The organism is Bradyrhizobium sp. WSM4873 (genome assembly GCF_055811355.1).
Map to the genome: position 1 here is coordinate 248,343 of NZ_JBVVPS010000004.1, position 16,938 is coordinate 265,280.

Sequence of the window (16,938 nt, forward strand, 5' to 3'; positions counted from 1 at the left end):
GCGCTAGCGGGCGGTGACCTTGGTCGCGATCGCGTGCAGGGCCGCCGTCATAGCGACAATTGCAGCCTTGGCCGGCTCGCCGATGCCGTGACGCCCGGCGAGATACGCCGGATCATTGTACGACAGCCAGGTCGCGCCTTGCTCGTCCTGCCAGATCAGCGCCTTCAGCGGCAGATCGATGCCGCTGGTCTGCGACTGCTGCATCAATGGCGTACCACCCCTGGCGTTCCCGAAGATGATGAGATTGGTCGGGCGCAACGGCAGGCCGGCAGCGGCGGCACCCGCGGCATGATCGACATGGGCGAATATTGTGAGGCCCTTGGCCGTCACCTCGGCCTCCAGCCGCATCATCGTCTCTTCAGGCCCGAAACTGCTCCTGATCGTGATCAGTCCATCGACGGCCATTGCTTGGGTCTCCCATAAACATGTCGCAGCAACCAAAGCGAGGATCTTGACCAGCGCCGAAACCCTCATGATCACACGCTCATTTCTTGCGGAATAGTTTTGCCGGGTCGAATTCCGGGTCCGGAATGAAGCCGTCGCGGTTGGGCATCTTGATCTTCGGCAAGCTGTCCTTATCAACCTTGCCGTCGGGGGGAACGATGCCATTCAGACTCAGGATGTAGGCGGTGACGGCATAGGTGTCGTCGGTGCTGAGCGAACCCGGTGTGGGATATGGCATCGCGCGGTGAATGTAGTCGTACAAGGTCGTCGCATAGGGCCAGAAGCTGCCGACGGTCTTGACGGGCGCGCTGGAGGCGAGTGTGCCCTGTCCACCGGCCAGACGATCCTTGATCCCGCCCTCGCCGTTGTCGCCATGACAGGCCGCGCAATTGTCGGCGAAGACCTGCTTACCCTGCGCAACCGTGCCGCTGCCGACAGGCAGATCCTTGCCATCGGGTGCGACGTCGATGTCCCATAGCTTGATCTCCTCCGGAGTCGCGGGACGGCCGAAATCGAATGCAAATGCGGGCGCCGCGAGCAGGCCGAGCGTGAGAGCCGCTGCGACAAGCCGATTGTCATGCGAGGACATTGCGGACCCTCCCGGCCTCGTCGATGCTCCAGGTCTGCTGGGCGTTGTAGTGGAACAGCGCATTGCTCCCCATCGCGGCGATGAAGGACTGCCGGTCCGGCTGAACATTGCCTTGCTCGTCGGTCGAGCGGCTCACGATCGTTGTCGGCTTGCCGTCCCAGACCCAGTCCATCTGGAATCGAACCTGTGCCTTGGACAGCACCGGCTGATTCAGCTGCGCCTGTTTCCAGATTTTCGCGCCGTCGGTCGATATCTCGACCTTGGCGATCTTGCCATGGCCGCTCCAGGCGAGACCGGAGATAATGTTGTAGCCGGGCTGGATCTGCATCGTGCCCGAGGGTTGCGTGATGACAGAGTTGGTTTCCATCCTCAGCTGGAATTGGCGGGCCTTGCCGCTGGCAAGCAGCTGCGTGTAACGCGCCGTTTCCCAGCGGGTCATCCAGGGCTCAGTGCCGAACTTGAGACGGCGCAGCCATTTGATGTTGAGTTGCCCTCGAAGCCTGGCATCACCAGCCGCACTGGAAAGCCGTGCGCGGGGCGCAGTGGTTCGCCGTTCTGACCGTAGGCGACAAAGGCCTCGTTCACGATTTCGTCGGTCAGCGGAATGCTGCGGTCGACGCCCGCGCCGTCGCCTCCCTCGGCGAGCATCCAGTTCGAGTTCTTCTCTTTGCCGGTGAGACCAATGAGGAACTTCAGCGGAACGCCGGTCCACTCATTGGTGCTGACGAGGCCGTGCGTGTTCTGCACCGTCAGATCAGGATCTGCCTTCTTCCAGTTTTCCCAGCCGTTTCCGGTGCATTCGATGAAGACCACGCGCGTGACGGACGGCATCCGCTTGAGATCGTCGACGCTGAACACCAGCGGCTTCTGAACCCGGCCATGAATGAGCAGACGGTGCTGCGCGGGATCGATGTCCGGCACCCCGGAATGGCTGCGCTCGTAGTGCAGATCGGTTGGCGTGATGTTGCCCACCAGCTTCTGATGCGGCGTCTTGGAGTTGATGGCATCACCGGGGTCGACGTTGCGCTTGCCTGGTCCTGCTTCGGGAATGCGATCGATCTTGACGAAGCGCGACCGTTCGCTGTGGGCACCGAGATCGGCACCGGGCCCGCGATCGGGGATTTCGGCCAGCGTTTCCGCGGCCGCCGCTTCGGTCGCGACCGCCCCCAGGACGCCCGCCGACAGGCCTCCCACAAAACCACGGCGCGAGACGCTCGCGGGCCGTTGCAGTGATTCGATTTCCGATTTGGAGGTCATGCAATCTCCGTCGACTTTCGTGCTGATTTGGAAACTCCACCGCTTTTCCATGGGGACATTGACCGGATGCCGCCGAAATTGCCCGTTAGGATGTGTTAGAAATCATGAGGGGCGCGAAGGCGCGTCATCTTGCCCTGCTCCGAAAGCGGCTATCCGGGTCCATGGATCATTTCAGCACCGAGAACCTGACTGCCGAGAGGCTTCGTGAAGATCACCTCGCCGACCTCGTCGCATTGCATCTCGATGCGGAAGTGTCGCGCTATCTCGGCGGCGTCCGTTCGGCGGAGAGGACGAAGACCTACCTCGACACCAATATGGCGCATTGGGACCAGTATGGCTTCGGACTGTGGGTGCTGCGCACGAAAGACGGAGCATTCGCCGGGCGAGCGGGCATCCGGCACATCCTGGTGGACGATATCGACGAGATCGAGATTGCCTACGCGTTCAAGCGCGAATGCTGGGGCCGTGGCCTTGCAAGCGAGACCGCGATCGCGATGACGGATATCGGACTGGTACACCACCAGCTGCCGTCTCTGATCGGCCTGGTCTATGTCGACAATGGCGCATCGCGCCGCGTTCTGGAGAAGGCCGACTATCTCTTCGAGCGAAGCACGATCCGTCACGGCGAAGACGTCGTGATCTACCGAATTCGGCGATAGCCACCAAAAGCGAGAAGCCCGGAGCCGCAGAGCACGACGGCGGCGGCAATGAAGGCGCTCCGGTATCCACTGCTGTCATACAAGACCCCTCCAAGCGAGGCGCCCGCCGTTATCGCCAATTGGATCACCGCGACTATCAACCCGCCGCCCGCCTCCGCATCCTCAGGCAGCGTCTTGCTCATCCAGGTCCACCAAGCGACTGGTGCGGCGGTGCCGATGAGGCCCCAACCGGCCAGCAGCACAGTGACAACAACGGTTGAGCCTCCGAAGGTGATCAAGCCAAGGGCAAGGGCGGCCATCGCAAGCGGCATCCCAATCAGAAGACCGTACAGGCCACGTCTCAGAAGGAAGCTGATGAGGTAGGTCCCCAGCAGGCCCGCGACGCCGACCACGAGCAGGATGGCCGAGAGGGTCGAGACGTCTACGCGCGTCACGGTCTCCAGGAATGGGCGCAAATAGGTGAAAAGCGCGAACTGGCCCATGAACAGGAGAGCAACCGAGACCATTCCAAGGCGGACTACCCGCCGGCGAAGCAATCCGAAAACGTTCCCCGCGGCACCGCGCTCGGGGGGCATTGAGGGCAATGTGGCGTATTGCCAGACCAGAGTGACGATCGCGAGCGGGACGACGCAGAAGAACGCACCTCGCCAGCCGATGAACTGACCGAGGTAGCTCCCGAGCGGCGCGGCGATCGTGGTCGCCAGCGCGTTTCCACCGTTGAGCAGGCTGAGGGCAGGCGCGACCTGCTGTTCCGGCACCAGACGCATGACCGTAGCCGCCGACATCGACCAGAACCCGCCGATGACGACCCCGATCAGCGCGCGCCCTACCATGAACACCAGTGCGTTCGGCGCCAGCGCCACCATCAGCCCCGAGACGATCATCAGCGAGGTGAGGCCCAACAGAAGGCTGCGTCGATCAATGCCCCTTGTCACCGACGTGATCGCAAGGCTGGTGAAGACGGCGAAGAGCCCGGAGACCGCGATGGCCTGGCCCGCCTGCCCTTCTGTCATTTGGAGATCGGTGCCGATGGGTGTCAGCAGGCTGACCGGCATGAACTCGGACGCAATCAATGTCCCGACGCATAGGGTCAGCGCAAAGACCGCACTCCAAGCCGGACCGCGCGACAGCGCCTCGTTGCTTCGAGCGAGCTGTACGCTCATGAAAACCTCTTCCAACAGACTAGGCGCGTCGCCCCGATCGGACGATTTACGGTTAGACGCGGTATTCTTACATTCGGTACTGGTCGTCGCCGACCTTCTCCATCCAGTCGACGGCTCGGCCGTCCTGCGATTCCTGGATTGCAATGTGCGTCATGGCTGTAGTGGCCGACGCGCCGTGCCAGTGCTTCAACCCCGGAGGAAACCAGACGACATCGCCAGGCCGGATCTCCTGGACGGGACCGCCTTCCCGCTGCACCCAGCCGAGCCCTGCCGTGACGATCAGCGTTTGCCCGAGCGGATGCGTGTGCCACGCCGTACGTGCGCCAGGTTCAAAAGTGACCTGAGCGCCGCCGACGCGTGCAGGTTCCGGAGCCGCGAACAGCGGATCAATGCGCACCGTCCCGGTGAACCAGCCTTCAGGGCCCTTCTGGGAAGGACGGGATCCGTTTCTCTTGATGTCGATGTCCATTGCAGTCTCCTTCAGTGCTTCGGCCGCGAGCGCCGGCGCCCTCTGAACTTCGATGATGGCGATGGCGATTGCGCTCCCACCAGTGAGAACTCCTCTGCGCGTCATCACGGCAGGGCTCCGCTCATCGCCGATCGTAAGAGTGCTTCTCGACCATGGCATTTTTTTCCGCTGCGGCCGCTTTTGCCCGGAGACAGGCCGCCGCCCGATGCTGATGGGAAACTAAGGCTTCCGCCTCCGTTCGACTAGGTGATAAACTCTGAATGCAGTCATAAGACAGGCTTATCAATGAACCGCGGCGACGCCAGCGATATCCTGGCCTTCCTCGCCGTCGCGAGGGAGCGCAACTTCACCCGTGCCGCAGCCAAGCTCGGCATGACGCAATCGGCGCTGAGCCAGATCATCCGAAAGTTGGAGGAACGGCTGGGCGTCCGCCTTCTCAATCGAACGACCCGAAGCGTCACACCAACTCAAGCCGGAGAACGGCTGTTCGCGAGCGTCGGGCCTAAATTCACGGAGATGGATGCTGATCTTGCTGCCCTGAGCGAGCTCCGGGAAAAGCCCGCTGGAACCGTGCGTTTAACGGCAACGGAGTACGCCGCCGCCGAGATCCTGCTGCCGGCGCTAGGGAAGATTCTTCCCCAATATCCAGACGTCCATGTCGAGGTGATCATCGATTACGGGCTCACCAACATCGTGGCGCAGCAGGTCGATGCGGGCATTCGTCCGGGCGAGCTCGTCGCCAAGGACATGATCGCGGTCCGCGTCAGTCCTGATCTGCGAATGGCCGTCGTGGGATCGCCGGCCTACTTCGCCGAACGCAAGCGGCCCAGGACGCCTCAGGATCTAACCGGCCACAATTGTCTGAACCTGCGCCTTCCGACCCACGGCGGCAGCCTGTACGCGTGGGAGTTCGAGAAGAACGGGCGGGAGCTCAACGTGCGCGTGGAAGGACAGCTTGTGTTCAATAGCGCAGGGCTTCTTCTCGAGGGAGCTCTAAAGGGCCTGGGACTTGCCTACCTCACGGAGGGGCACGTGCGGCCATACATCTCGCAGGGCCGGCTGATCAGGGTGCTGTCGGACTGGTGTCCGCCGTTCTCGGGTTATCACCTTTACTATCCCAGTCGGCGCCAACCTTCACCGGCATTCTCGCTGCTCGTCGAGGCTCTTCGATATCGCGGCAAGTAGATTGCCGCTCATGGCGCCTGACAATCTTCGGCCGGGTACGACTGCTACCTGAAATACCCCAACACCAGATCGACATCCGCGCTGCCGGCCGCCGTGCCGTTCAGCTCGGCGTCGATGACGCGGCGGCAGGCTTCGATCGCGGCGTGGTCACCGAGGTCGTTGGCGGCTTCGAGCACCAGCCAGGCGGCATCGACCGAGGCCTGGTCCGCTGCTCCGCCGCCGATCTCGCCGGCTGCGGCCTTGTTGAGGTTCTTGTTTTGATTCTTGCGAACGGCGGTGCCGAATTGAGGCAACATTGCAAATACTCCCTGCCAATTCCCGGATGATGCTCGGTGTACCTGTTCGGTGTACCGCTCAGTGCACCTGCAACTCGGGCTGACGACCCGTGACGGGATCGGAGCCGGTCTTGCGCGACTGGTAGAACTTCAAGACGCTACGCGAGGTCTCGATCTTGAGCTTGCCGAAATCGCGCTCGTTGTCGTGGAGCTCGCGCGCCGTGATCAGATGATCCTTGGCGCCGAGGAACAGCAGCGACATGGTGGTGTCCCAGGAGAAATCGAGCGCCTTGCACAGCACCAGGATCATCTCGCGATTGCGGTCCATCATCGCACGCTCGATCACGTCGACCGGCAGCGACGACAGCAGCGACAGGCCGATCTGCACCTCGTCGAAGCGGTGCTGGCGCGCATAGTTCGAGATCGATTCCTGGTTGAGGTTGCCCTGCCGGTACTGCGTCGTCACCACGCGCTTGGCGACGAAATAGCTGCGCGAGGACGGGCCGAACTTGGAGTGCAGGTCGCCGGTGATGTCGCTGACCGAGCTCTGGATCTGCGCCATCATTTCCGGGCGCTCGTGCTCGAGCCGGCGGCGGACGTCTTCCGACGCCTTCGAGATCAGTTGCTGGAAGATGTGGCGCGGCACATCCTTGCGCAGGCCAAGCTGCTCGGCAAGAATCGAGTCACCCTCGGCACGGCGAACCATGTGGAGCAGGCCCGAGCCGGAGAAGCGCGCGCCCTCGTTTTTGGCAACCGACGTCACGACCTCCTGGTCGCCGCGCTTGACCAGCACGTCGGTGACGGCCTCGCCGATCGACTTGCGCTGGGCGATCGCGAGCAGATGCGACTGGCTCTTGGTCATGGCGCTCTCGACCAGCAGCTTCTCGTCGAGACGATTGGAGTCGCGAAGCACGGGACCGGCGACCTCGATCTCGTCGGCGGTCGCGAGTTGCGCAATGACATTGAGCGGAGCGTGATCGCAGGCTGCCATCACCTCGGAGAGCTGCACCCGCGCAGCAACCTCGATCTCGTCGGCGAGCCGGCCGATGACTTCGCCGAACGTGCTGATCTCGTCGTCGCTGTAGCGGCCGGTGATCAGAATGTCGGTCGCGTGCCACAACGCCTTGGTCCGGCTTTCGTCGGTGCCGCGTGCGATCGCGTCGTCCAGATCCTGCAGAAGTGTTGTCGCGCCGTTCATCCCGATGACCCCAGTTCTTGGCTAGCCATCCTGCTTGTGCCGGCAGGACGCCGAGTTCCTCTGGGAACAGAGACTAGGGAACAAACGCGAGAATCCGGTAAAGTCGGCAGATCAGTTTTGCTGAGCAAAATTCGTTAAAATGCATGGGAATGGGTTTACCGGTGCGTCACGGGGAAGCTGCGCTCTCTCTCCCGCTTGCGGGAGAGGGTTGGGGAGAGGGTGTCTCAACGGAGGGATTCCCCCCGAGGAGAGAGCCCTCACCCGGCGCGCGGGGCGATGCTTCGCATCGCCCGGGCGCGCCGACCTCTCCCGCAAGCGGAGAGGTTAAGAAGGCCAGCGGCCTCACCAATCACGGATTCTGTGGCGTCAGGACCAGCGGCGGCTTTGGCTTGGGCTTTGCGGGGGGCGGGCCCGGGGCCGGCCTGACGTCGATCGGCGGGGGCAACGGCGCGATCTGCGTGCTGGCGAGCGGCGGGCTTGTCAGTGGAGGGCTTGGCGCTGCGGGAGCGGCCTGCGGCGCCTTGGGTGTCGGCGCGACCCTGATATCGGCCTTGGTCTTCGGCGGCGGCGCACGGCGCGGATCGCGGCCGGGCATCGGCACATCCGGCAATGACGGCTCCGGCGCGGGTTCGGGCGACACCAGTGTCGGCAGCGCGGCGGTCGCCGGCGGCGGCTCGCCGCGCTCGATGGCGTCCAGTCGGCGCGTCTCGCGGTCGATCGTGCGCACCGCAAGCCACGAGGACAGCGGACCGACATCGACCGTGCGGTTGAGCCTGTCGGGGGGACCGGCCGCGAACAGCTGGATTTCCGGCGGCGCGCCAGAGAGCCCGGTCATGATCGGCGTCAGGCTGGCGCGGATGTCGGCCTGGTCGGCGGGGATGTCGTAGCCGCCGGAGACGATGGCGCGCGCGTTCTTCGCCTCTAGCGACGTTGCGCCGACGCGCAGGCGCCCGTCGCGGATCGTGAACGGGATCTGCGCCGAGGCCACTGCAATCGGGCCCGCCGACAGCGCGGGCTCGACCAGCTGCCGCAGCCGGCTGTCGTCGGAGACCTGGCCGCCGTCGCTGGCGCGGATGGCGATCTCGAAGGCGCGCGGATTGAGGCCGGAGATTTCGGCGGATTCGAGCGTCACCGTGCCGTTGCCGGCGAGCGCACCGGTGAGCGCCGCGACGCTGCGCCCCTGGCTGGTCAGCGCCATCTGCGCCGAGGCGCGCCCCTTCGGCAGCGCGAGGTCGCGATAGCGCAGCGCCGCCGCGTCGACATTGCCGAGTTCGATGCGCGCGTTGAGCGTCAGACCATTGGCGCCATTGCGCGCATCAAGGCTTGCCGACATCTCGCCGCCGCCGACGCCGCCCTTCAGCGCGTCGAGCGCGAGCGACTGACCATCGCTCCGGACCGTACCGCCGAAGGGGCGCAGCTCGATGCCGCCGGGCAACGTGCCGTGCAACGCCTGGAAGGCGACGCGGCCGCGCCAGCCGCCGAGAAGGCCGGCACTCAGCGGCGCATTGGCATCGTGTCCGGCCGCGCCGATGGCCATCGCGAGCGCCGGCACGAGGTCGAGCGAATCGAGGCCGACTTCGCCGTCGACGGTCTTCTCCTGATCGAGCGTCACCGCCAGATGACCGCGCAGATGCGAGCCGGCCAAGGTGCTGTCGAGATCGTTGAAGGTCAGGCGGTTGCCGGAGAGGCCGACGCGCGAGGACAGATTGACGCTCTGCACCGATTTATCGGCGGGGCTGGTCCCGAACAGCGGGGCCAGATTGGCGTTGCGCACGCGCAAATTCACGCTGCCTTTCGGCTCCGACAATTCGACGTTGCCTTGTGCGTCCGCGTCCAGCCCGCCGCCGCTAAGTTTTGCATTCAATTGCAACTGATGGCGCCACGCGCCGCTCAAGCGGCCTTCGAACTGCGAAGCGCCCTCGCCTGCGGCCACCACGCGATCGAGCCCGAGCAACGCCAGCAGCGCACTTCCCTGTGGTGTCGAGACTTTCGAATCCAGCGTGAAGTCGCTGTTGCGCAAGCGCTCGATATCGATGCCGCTGACGGCGGCCACCGGCGTCTGCGCGGCCAGCGTCGCGGTCGCCTTGAGCTGCGGCGCGTCGAGCTCGACCACCGCGCGCGCGTCGTTGCGATCGGCGTGCTCGGTGTTCTTGTCGAGGCTGAGGTCGAGCTTGAGGCGGGTCGCACCTGGCAGCGACGGGATGGCGTCGAAGCGCGCGCGCACCGACGGCGCAAACGGCTCGAGCAGTGCGGTGAGATCGCGCAGCGAGTTGGCGGAGGATTTCAGCGCGAGCTTGCCAATGGCCTTGGCGCGGTCGAAGCTGCCGCTCGCTTCCGTGGTCACGCCGCTGGCCTGGCCGAACCGCAACTGCTCCAGCGAGAGCGATGCCGGGCCGTAGCCGAGTTTTGCGGTGAACGGCCGCAGCTCTTGGCCTGCCGAGATCGCGCGGCCGATATCGAGCGACAGCTTCGCTTCCTCCGGCCATTCGCCCTGCGGCCCCGAAAGCGCGCGCACAAAACTCGCGGCGGCATCGAGGTCGAGGCGGTCGGCCTTGAGCTCCGCGTCGATCCGCGAGCCTTTGCTCGCGCCGGTCTGGACGAATGCGATGCGGCCTTCGACCGCGCCGCCCTCGATCTCGGCCTTCAGCCTGTCGATGGCGAAATGGTTGGCGGCGATGGTCACGTCGCCGGCAAGGCGCAGCGGCCGCGTGCTGCGGCGGTTGACCTCGCTGCGGCCCTGGAGCCATGCCACTAGCGTATCGGGATCGGAGGAATCGACGCTGAGACGGCCGCTGAAACTGTCGGCGCCTGGCGTCGCGCCGTTGAGCGAGAGCTGCGTCTGGCCTGGCGCGCGCAGCTCGAGCCGCTGGAAGGTCCAGGATCGTCCGTCGGTTGCAAGCTCGGCCGTGATGTTCTGGAGCGGCCGGCCGCCGAGCATGATCTGGTCGGAGTTGAACTCGATCTGTGCCGGGATCGGCGCCTGCGGGATTGCGGCTAGCCCTGCGCGGAGCGCCCGAAGGATGCGCTGCGGCTCTGCATCGTTCTTGGCCGTCAGCTTGTCGGCATCGACCTGGCGCGCCGACAGCACCGCACGCAGCAGCGGCGAAGTCCCGAACCTGATATCGCCGACGCCGCCGAGCTTCAGCGCGGAGTCTTCGGGCCCGAAGCTGGCATCGACCTGCTCGAACTTGGCGCCGGCCGGATCGGCCTTGAGTTTGGTGGTGAGCTTCCAGGGCATCGGTCCCGCATCGCCCGGCTTCTTCGGCGCGGGCACCGCGAGCGTCAGCGCGCCGTCGAATTTCGGCAGGCGGTTGTCGAAGGCGAGCACGCCTTCGAGATCGGCGAGGACGGCGCGCTCGCCGGGATCGATGTTGAGATGGAGGCGCGTGGCGTTGCCGTCGGCGCTCGGGCCGGAGGAGACGCGGAACGGATAGCGGACGCCGCTGAGGCCAAAACTGCCATCGCCGCGCACCGAGCCGGCCAGCGAGCGCACGTCGCCGGAGAAGGCGATGTCGTTGAGCTCCAGCGTCGAACGGCTGGCGGCATCATGCAGGGCGATGCGGCCGGTGAGGTTCAGCCGCTCGATCGCCAGCGATGCCAGATTGAAGCTGCCGCTCGCGGTGGAGGGCAAATCGACCCGCCCGCGCGCATCGAGCCCGAGATCGACCGCCATGCCGATGACCGAAAGCTCGGTGGCGCGCCATTCGCCGCGCATCAGCGAGCTCAGGCTGAACTCGACGTCGAGCTTGTCGGCGCGCAGGCGACCGAGATCGTTGTTGCCGCCGAAGGTGACCCCGCGCAGCCGCAGCGTCGGCGCCGGCAACAGCCGCGCGTCCAGCTCGCCCGCCACCCGCACCGGCACGCCGATGATCCTGCCGGCCTCTGCTTCGAACTGGGGCCTGAACTGGTTCCAGTCGACGAAGTAAGGTCCGATCAGAGCGGCCAGCAGCGCTAAGATGAAGGCAATCGCCAATCCGAGCAGCGTCGTCTGCACGGGTCTCCCCTCGGCCAAACCGGATGCGGGCCTTGCCTGAGCCGCAGGGCCTCAGACGTACCGGAACAGCCCCTTATATAGGGGGAAGTGTGGCGAAGTCACAGCGACTGTTGCGCGCGGAGGTTAACGCGGGCAGCTATCACCAGCTCGCAGGTAGCCGCTTCAGGCCGCGCAGCACGAAGGTCGGCCGCCATTCCGGGTTTTCGAGGTCGTCGATGCGCAGATCGGGCAGCCGCCGCAACAGCGTGGCGATGGCGATCTCGGCCTCGAGCCGGGCCAATTGGGCCCCCAGGCAGAAATGGATGCCGCCACCGAACGACAGCGGCCTCACGTTCTGGCGGGTGACGTCGAGCCGGTCGGGGCGGTCAGGATAGACCGCCGGGTCGCGGTTGGCCGAGCCCAGCAGGCAGAGCACGGTCTCGCCCTTGGGGATCTTGGCGCCGCCGAGATCGTCGATATCCTCCAGCGCGACCCGCCCGGTCATCTGCACCGAGGAATCGTAGCGCAGAAACTCCTCGATCGCGCCCACCATCAGCTCCGGCTGCGCCTTCAACAGCGCGAGCTGGTCCGGATTGCGATGCAGCGCCAGCAGGCCGTTGCCGATCAGATTGACCGTGGTCTCGTGGCCGGCGCCGAACAACAGGATGATGTTGGCGGTCAGTTCCTCGTTGCTGAGCTTGTTGCCGTCTTCCTCGGCCTGCACGAGGTGGGTGATGAGATCGTCGCCGGGATTTTTGCGACGCAGCTCGAACAGCTGCTGGAAATACATCTGCGCCATCATGTTGCCGGCGTTGCCCTTGGCGATCTCCTCCTGCGAGAGCGGCACGGGGTCCAGCAGCCGTCCGCCATCGCGCGAGCTGTTATAGAAAGTCTCGCGATGGTCCTCGGGAATGCCGAGCATGTCGCAGATGATGGTGACAGGCAGGCGGAAGGCGAAATCCTCGATCAGGTCCATGTGGCCGCGGTCGGTCACGGCATCGATGGTCTGGTCGACGATCTGCTGGATGCGCGGCCGCATGTCCTCGACGCGGCGGGCGGTGAAGGCCTTCACGACGAGCCCGCGCAGGCGGGTGTGGTCGGGCGGATCGGCCTGCAGCATCCAGTGGCTCATGCTGCGGAAGACCGGCTCCTCCATGATCTTTTCGCTATAGCGGCGCTTGGAACGGCCGACGAAATCCTTGCCGAAGCGCTTGTCGCGCATCACGAGGCTGACATCGGCATGGCGGCTCGTGACGAACTGGCCGAACGGCGTCACGTGAATCGGATAGATCGCGCGGAGCCGGTCATAATGCGGATAGGGATCGCGGATGAAGTCCGGCGACAGCGGATTGAACAGCGGACCGCCGGTGCCTTGCACATGCTCGTTCATGGTGACCTCATGTCGGTTGCCGCATGAATCGCATACGCCGGGCGGCCCCTCTTGCGCAGCGTAACCATCCCTGAATTATCAACTCGATACATTGTTGTATCGAGTTGCATTCTGCCCTAACCTGCTCCGATGTCAAGGGTGAGAACCAGGCCGACCAGGGACGACACGCGCGACAGGCTGTTCGAGGCGGCCGCGCGAATGTTCGAGCAAGACGGCATCGGCGGCGCCAGCATCGAGGCGATCGCGGCGGCGGCCGGATTCAGCCGGGGCGCGTTCTATTCCAACTTCAAGAGCAAGGACGAACTGATCATCGCCATGCTCGAGGACCATGTCGCGCAGTCGATCCGGCGCAACATGGACATCCTCGCGCAGCACGACAATCTCGACGACTTCATCGCAGCGCTGAAGGCGATGGATCGCACGAAGCAGGACCCGCTCGGCCGCTCGCCCCTGCTGCACATGGAGATGATCCTGTTTGTCGCGCGCGCCGAGAAGCGCCGACCGGAGCTTGCAAAGCGGCTGCGGGCGCGGCGCAAGCTGGTCGCCGACATCGTCGAGGCCACGCTGAAGAGCAACGCGAAGAGCGACACGCTCAATCCGCCATGGATGGCCTCCGTCGTGCTGGCGCTGGAAGACGGCTTTCGCCTGCACCGCCTGATCGATCCGGAGACGACGCCGGCCGATAGCTTTCTGCGCGCGATCACGGATCTGCGGCGCAGGACGGGATTGTCGTAGGACTAGCGCTTTTTTCAGAACTTCGCTGTTCCCGCTCGACATTGGTTCGCTGCGCTTCGCAGCTGGAACCTGGCCAGGATCACGCGCGCGCATTTTCCACTTCGTCGTACCCATCCAAGGAACGTTTGTGCGGCTTACCACTTTATCCCGAGCCTGTTTTGGCAATTTGATCATTGGAGGAGACAACGATGAGGATTCTGAAATTGAGTGCGGCCGCAGCTGCGCTGCTGGCCGGTACGGCGCTCGCGATGGCGCAGTCGAGCTCGACGGTCGGCACGGGCGGCTCGTCAGCCGGCGGCGGCACCAGCAACTCGACCGTCGGCACCGGCGGTTCATCGGCGGGTTCGGGCAGCGGATCGGGCTCGGCCTCGACGCTTGGCACCGGCGGTTCGTCGGCCGGTGGCGGCACCAGCAGTTCGTCGATCGGGACCGGCGGCTCCGCCGCGGGCTCCGGCAGCGGCTCAGGCTCGGCCTCGACGCTCGGCACCGGCGGTTCGTCGGCCGGTGGCGGCAAGAGCTCGTCCAGCGTCGGCACGGGCGGCTCTGCGGCCGGCTCCGGCTCCAACTCGGCATCGACGCTCGGCACCGGCGGCTCGTCGGCCGGCGGCGGCAAGAGCGGCTCGACCGTGGGAGCGGCCGGCTCCTCCGCCGGACATTCCAGCGACATGGGCATGGAAAAGGGCAAAGGCCACCACAAGGACGAGATGAAGAAGGACAAGGACTGACATCCCGGCCGGCGGAGCGGCAGCAATGCCGCTCCTTCGTCCTTCCTGAGGAGGACTGGCATGAACAGATCAATCGTTGCGATCGCAGTTTTGACTTTGATGAGCGGCGCCGCCGTGGGGGAGACCATGCAGAAAACCGGCAAGACCGCGTCCGGCGAGACCTGCCGTGTCACGGTCGAAAAACATCCCGACGGCAGCATTACCGCGCTGGGCTCATCGGGTTCAGGCACAACCGGCTCGACCTCATCGAGCGGCTCGCTGTCGAGCTCGAGCTCGGCCGGCGGATCGTCGGTGCACGTCCAGGCCGGTGGCGGCAACGTGTCGAGTTCGTCCTCGACGGCCGGCGGCCCGGGTTCGACCAGCGCGAGCACCGTCACAGTCAACGGCTGCACCATCTCGACATCGTCGCCATAGCAAAAGGATTTGACAGATGAGAATGTTGATCGCGACCTCGTCGGTCGCACTCCTGCTCGCCGCCTCGCCGTTGTCTGCGCAAACCAGCATGACTGGTGGCACCGGCGGCTCGGCTGCGGCCGGCGGCACCTCGGCCAGCACACTCGGCACCGGCGGCACGTCGACGTCGGGCTCCGGGCAGACCGGCTCGTCGATCGCAGCGGGCGGCAGCGCCGCGTCTGCGAACGGCAAGGCGCAGTCCGGCACCAGCATGAACAAGGGCAACGGTCCGGTGCTCAATTCCAATGCGCGCGCGCAGGCGCATGAGGGTGGCACGTTCAGCCGCTCCCACACCCGCACCAAAGTGAAGGCGGGCGAGGAGGTCGGGTCCACCACCAAGACCATGTCGCACGTGCCGGGCTCCAAGCCGACCATGTCGACGACATCGACCAATTTGCGCTGAACCATCCTCACGAGACTGCTGCCCGCGATTTGCGGGCAGTTTTTCTTTGTGAGCAGGTCTTTCTTAACGGATCAACCGCCGCTCAGCGTGTGGCTGACGCGGGTCACGAGTGCATCCCACTGCCGCTTTTCGGCGGCCGGATAGTTGATCAGCACGCAATGCACGTAGCGGCGGCCAAAGTTGCAGCGGTTGTACCAGATCTTGCCGCCCCGGGTGCTGGAGACCACGAAGAAGCGCGGCGTGATGCGCTTGTAGGTGATGCCGGACGGCGGATTCTTGCGCGCCAGGAAAGCCGCCGGTGAGCTGCCGTCGTTTGGAACGGCCTGCACCGTCAAATCCGCCCGGCCGTCGCTGGTCCGGTACTGCATGCCATAGCCGTCGGGCCGACCGGCTTGCTCGGTGAAGATGGACGAAGGGATGTCGACACTGGTCCCGGTCTCGGGAATACGATAGCCGCTCCAGCTCTCCGCGCCGGCAGCAGCCGGCAAGCTACAGAGCATCACAAGGATGGTGGCGATCTTTTTCATCGTATGGCCCGGTTTGCGCTGGTGGGCCGACAACGTGGGGAAACGCCGGACGTTCCTTTCCGCGGCATGAACGCGCGTTGCGCCGGACGTTGCAAGCCCGGATGACGACGGATCCTCGTCAAGCCGCGAGCGTCTCGTCCACACGTCCAAGAGCCCGGCGAAGAGCCGCAAAGCAGTCCGCGTCGATTTGGGTGCCGATCATCTCCGACATGATCGCAAGAGCTTTCGTCACCGGCATCGCAGCCCGATACGGCCGGTCCGCGGTCAGCGCATCGAAGATATCCGCGGTTGTGATGATTCGGGTGTCCAGGCAGATCTGGTCTCCCACGAGCCCGCGGGGATAGCCTTTGCCGTCCAGCCGCTCGTGATGCGCCCCGGCGATCGGCGCGAGATCGCCAAACGCGCCGATGCGCGACAGGATCGCTTCCGAATGCGCGGAATGCTTGCGCATGATCTCCCATTCGTGGTCATCAAGCTTACCCGGCTTGTCGAGGATTGCGTTGCTGACGCCGAGCTTGCCAATGTCATGCAACAGCGCGGCCCGCTTGAGCCAGCGGCGCCGCTCGGCAGTGAACTCCAACTGCTCCGCAATCATATCGGTAAAGAGCGTGACGCGCTCGCTGTGGCCGCTGGTGTAGGGACTTTTGGAATCGACCACCTGGGCGAAGGCAGCCGCGATGTCATCCAGATAGTCCTCATCCACCGGCACGCTCGCCTGCTGCGGCAGCAGAGGCACAGTCTCGGGCCCATCTTCAGTGCCGAGCATGTCCCAGAATCCAGGCCGCGCCGCGATGCGCTCAAAAGCGGCGACCAGGTCTGGATCGAACCAGGTTCCGGCTCGATTCCGGGCCTCACGAAGGGCGGCTTCGGGACCGTTCGCGATGTAGAACACATCGACCACCTGAGCCAACAATGCGAGGCGGGAATAAATCGGGATGGCCGTTCGGGCAAGGCCGAGCGGCTTGCCGCCGCCATCCCAATGCTCGTCGAGATTCTTGATGCCGTCGGCGACCGGCTCGGAGAAGCGCATTTTGCGGGCGATGTCGGCGCCGCGATGGCAGCGCGTCTCGATCAGCTCGCGCGCGATCTCGCCGCCGTTCTGGAAGATGTTGACGATGGCGCGAAACCGTTCGGCCAGGCCGGCTTTCAGCCCGGTATGGCCCAGCACGAAACGCAGCGCCTGCGGCAGGCTGCCGTCAATGAGCTTGAAATCCTGTTTGAAGGAGAGATCATCGGTCAGATACAGCTCGCAAATGCGCGCAGCGTTGCTGCTGCAGCCGAGATCCTTCAGCAACAGCGCGTAGTAAAGTTCGACTATCGCGTCCTCGTCGAGGCCGATCTCCCTGCCGATCAAGACGCCGATGCGGCTGCATCGCACGCAATGTCCGGCCGGCTGCCCCTCGGAGAGATCGAGTGCGTGGCTCAGCGCACCCAGCAGTTCGGAAAGCGTGATCCGATCGAGCGGCTTGGGGGCGTGCAGGATGGGGTCCATC

Annotated in this window: 18 protein-coding genes; 6 read left to right on the top strand and 12 right to left on the bottom strand. The window is 64.9% G+C overall.

Annotated features, from left to right (window positions below; all coding sequences use genetic code 11):
* Positions 1-3 precede the first annotated feature (3 nt).
* Genes AC0L21_RS09630 through AC0L21_RS09645 form a run of 4 tightly spaced genes read right to left on the bottom strand, consistent with a single transcriptional unit; the run spans position 4 to position 2,290 of the window.
* Positions 4-474 carry a DUF302 domain-containing protein gene (locus tag AC0L21_RS09630; RefSeq protein ID WP_473260572.1) on the bottom strand — a complete coding sequence of 157 codons (471 nt, stop codon included), beginning with the start codon at positions 472-474 and terminating at the stop codon, positions 4-6.
* 10 nt (positions 475-484) lie between these two features.
* A complete protein-coding gene (locus AC0L21_RS09635; RefSeq protein ID WP_473260574.1) occupies positions 485-1,033 on the bottom strand; it encodes a c-type cytochrome in 549 nt (182 codons plus the stop codon).
* Complete coding sequence (locus AC0L21_RS09640) at positions 1,020-1,472, bottom strand: hypothetical protein (protein ID WP_473260577.1); 453 nt, start codon at positions 1,470-1,472, stop codon at positions 1,020-1,022. Before AC0L21_RS09640 ends, AC0L21_RS09635 begins: the two co-directional genes overlap by 14 nt.
* Positions 1,469-2,290, bottom strand: coding sequence for a molybdopterin-dependent oxidoreductase (locus AC0L21_RS09645; protein ID WP_473260580.1), 822 nt, complete (start codon positions 2,288-2,290; stop codon positions 1,469-1,471). Before AC0L21_RS09645 ends, AC0L21_RS09640 begins: the two co-directional genes overlap by 4 nt.
* Positions 2,291-2,451: 161 nt before the next feature.
* On the opposite strand from AC0L21_RS09645, the gene AC0L21_RS09650 reads away from it, so the two are divergent.
* Complete coding sequence (locus tag AC0L21_RS09650) at positions 2,452-2,949, top strand: GNAT family N-acetyltransferase (RefSeq protein WP_473260582.1); 498 nt, start codon at positions 2,452-2,454, stop codon at positions 2,947-2,949.
* On the opposite strand, the gene AC0L21_RS09655 is transcribed toward AC0L21_RS09650, so the two are convergent.
* Complete coding sequence (locus AC0L21_RS09655; protein ID WP_473260584.1) at positions 2,931-4,112, bottom strand: MFS transporter; 1,182 nt, start codon at positions 4,110-4,112, stop codon at positions 2,931-2,933. The two genes, AC0L21_RS09650 and AC0L21_RS09655, sit on opposite strands and share 19 nt — an antisense overlap.
* Before the next feature lie 67 nt (positions 4,113-4,179).
* Positions 4,180-4,575 carry a (R)-mandelonitrile lyase gene (locus tag AC0L21_RS09660; RefSeq protein WP_473260676.1) on the bottom strand — a complete coding sequence of 132 codons (396 nt, stop codon included), beginning with the start codon at positions 4,573-4,575 and terminating at the stop codon, positions 4,180-4,182.
* Between the two features lie 291 nt (positions 4,576-4,866).
* On the opposite strand from AC0L21_RS09660, the gene AC0L21_RS09665 reads away from it, so the two are divergent.
* Positions 4,867-5,766 carry a LysR family transcriptional regulator gene (locus tag AC0L21_RS09665; RefSeq protein WP_473260586.1) on the top strand — a complete coding sequence of 300 codons (900 nt, stop codon included), beginning with the start codon at positions 4,867-4,869 and terminating at the stop codon, positions 5,764-5,766.
* Between the two features lie 44 nt (positions 5,767-5,810).
* Here the strand turns inward: AC0L21_RS09665 and AC0L21_RS09670 are convergent, their stop codons facing one another.
* The 4 genes from AC0L21_RS09670 to AC0L21_RS09685 form a co-directional block, all read right to left on the bottom strand.
* Complete coding sequence (locus AC0L21_RS09670; RefSeq protein WP_473260589.1) at positions 5,811-6,062, bottom strand: hypothetical protein; 252 nt, start codon at positions 6,060-6,062, stop codon at positions 5,811-5,813.
* A gap of 58 nt (positions 6,063-6,120) precedes the next feature.
* Entirely contained in the window at positions 6,121-7,239 is a 1,119-nt protein-coding gene (locus AC0L21_RS09675; protein WP_473260591.1) for a DUF2336 domain-containing protein, read from the bottom strand.
* 349 nt (positions 7,240-7,588) lie between these two features.
* A complete protein-coding gene (locus tag AC0L21_RS09680; protein ID WP_473260593.1) occupies positions 7,589-11,233 on the bottom strand; it encodes an AsmA family protein in 3,645 nt (1,214 codons plus the stop codon).
* 139 nt (positions 11,234-11,372) lie between these two features.
* Positions 11,373-12,602, bottom strand: a complete 1,230-nt coding sequence (locus tag AC0L21_RS09685; protein ID WP_473260595.1) for a cytochrome P450 — start codon at positions 12,600-12,602, stop codon at positions 11,373-11,375.
* A gap of 129 nt (positions 12,603-12,731) precedes the next feature.
* Between AC0L21_RS09685 and AC0L21_RS09690 the strand changes: the two genes are divergently transcribed.
* The 4 genes from AC0L21_RS09690 (at position 12,732) to AC0L21_RS09705 (ending at position 14,918) form a co-directional block, all read left to right on the top strand.
* Positions 12,732-13,337, top strand: a complete 606-nt coding sequence (locus AC0L21_RS09690; RefSeq protein ID WP_473260597.1) for a TetR/AcrR family transcriptional regulator — start codon at positions 12,732-12,734, stop codon at positions 13,335-13,337.
* A gap of 188 nt (positions 13,338-13,525) precedes the next feature.
* Positions 13,526-14,062 carry a hypothetical protein gene (locus AC0L21_RS09695; RefSeq protein ID WP_473260599.1) on the top strand — a complete coding sequence of 179 codons (537 nt, stop codon included), beginning with the start codon at positions 13,526-13,528 and terminating at the stop codon, positions 14,060-14,062.
* Positions 14,063-14,122: 60 nt separating this feature from the next.
* Positions 14,123-14,476, top strand: coding sequence for a hypothetical protein (locus tag AC0L21_RS09700; RefSeq protein ID WP_473260601.1), 354 nt, complete (start codon positions 14,123-14,125; stop codon positions 14,474-14,476).
* Positions 14,477-14,492: 16 nt separating this feature from the next.
* On the top strand, positions 14,493-14,918 hold the full coding sequence (locus tag AC0L21_RS09705; protein ID WP_063995279.1) for a hypothetical protein: 426 nt from the start codon (positions 14,493-14,495) through the stop codon (positions 14,916-14,918).
* A 71-nt stretch (positions 14,919-14,989) separates the two neighbouring features.
* Here the strand turns inward: AC0L21_RS09705 and AC0L21_RS09710 are convergent, their stop codons facing one another.
* Positions 14,990-15,445, bottom strand: a complete 456-nt coding sequence (locus tag AC0L21_RS09710) for a hypothetical protein (protein ID WP_473260603.1) — start codon at positions 15,443-15,445, stop codon at positions 14,990-14,992.
* 118 nt (positions 15,446-15,563) lie between these two features.
* A complete protein-coding gene (locus AC0L21_RS09715; RefSeq protein ID WP_473260606.1) occupies positions 15,564-16,937 on the bottom strand; it encodes an HD-GYP domain-containing protein in 1,374 nt (457 codons plus the stop codon).
* Position 16,938 lies beyond the last annotated feature (1 nt).

What these genes read in the sequence shown, in the direction of transcription:
- AC0L21_RS09630 (WP_473260572.1), bottom strand. Translation starts at nt 474, where the DNA reads ATGAGGGTTTCGGCGCTGGTCAAGATCCTCGCTTTGGTTGCTGCGACA.
- AC0L21_RS09635 (WP_473260574.1), bottom strand. Translation starts at nt 1,033, where the DNA reads ATGTCCTCGCATGACAATCGGCTTGTCGCAGCGGCTCTCACGCTCGGC.
- AC0L21_RS09640 (WP_473260577.1), bottom strand. Translation starts at nt 1,472, where the DNA reads ATGACCCGCTGGGAAACGGCGCGTTACACGCAGCTGCTTGCCAGCGGC.
- AC0L21_RS09645 (WP_473260580.1), bottom strand. Translation starts at nt 2,290, where the DNA reads ATGACCTCCAAATCGGAAATCGAATCACTGCAACGGCCCGCGAGCGTC.
- AC0L21_RS09650 (WP_473260582.1), top strand. Translation starts at nt 2,452, where the DNA reads ATGGATCATTTCAGCACCGAGAACCTGACTGCCGAGAGGCTTCGTGAA.
- AC0L21_RS09655 (WP_473260584.1), bottom strand. Translation starts at nt 4,112, where the DNA reads ATGAGCGTACAGCTCGCTCGAAGCAACGAGGCGCTGTCGCGCGGTCCG.
- AC0L21_RS09665 (WP_473260586.1), top strand. Translation starts at nt 4,867, where the DNA reads ATGAACCGCGGCGACGCCAGCGATATCCTGGCCTTCCTCGCCGTCGCG.
- AC0L21_RS09670 (WP_473260589.1), bottom strand. Translation starts at nt 6,062, where the DNA reads ATGTTGCCTCAATTCGGCACCGCCGTTCGCAAGAATCAAAACAAGAAC.
- AC0L21_RS09675 (WP_473260591.1), bottom strand. Translation starts at nt 7,239, where the DNA reads ATGAACGGCGCGACAACACTTCTGCAGGATCTGGACGACGCGATCGCA.
- AC0L21_RS09685 (WP_473260595.1), bottom strand. Translation starts at nt 12,602, where the DNA reads ATGAACGAGCATGTGCAAGGCACCGGCGGTCCGCTGTTCAATCCGCTG.
- AC0L21_RS09690 (WP_473260597.1), top strand. Translation starts at nt 12,732, where the DNA reads ATGTCAAGGGTGAGAACCAGGCCGACCAGGGACGACACGCGCGACAGG.
- AC0L21_RS09695 (WP_473260599.1), top strand. Translation starts at nt 13,526, where the DNA reads ATGAGGATTCTGAAATTGAGTGCGGCCGCAGCTGCGCTGCTGGCCGGT.
- AC0L21_RS09700 (WP_473260601.1), top strand. Translation starts at nt 14,123, where the DNA reads ATGAACAGATCAATCGTTGCGATCGCAGTTTTGACTTTGATGAGCGGC.
- AC0L21_RS09705 (WP_063995279.1), top strand. Translation starts at nt 14,493, where the DNA reads ATGAGAATGTTGATCGCGACCTCGTCGGTCGCACTCCTGCTCGCCGCC.
- AC0L21_RS09710 (WP_473260603.1), bottom strand. Translation starts at nt 15,445, where the DNA reads ATGAAAAAGATCGCCACCATCCTTGTGATGCTCTGTAGCTTGCCGGCT.
- AC0L21_RS09715 (WP_473260606.1), bottom strand. Translation starts at nt 16,937, where the DNA reads ATGGACCCCATCCTGCACGCCCCCAAGCCGCTCGATCGGATCACGCTT.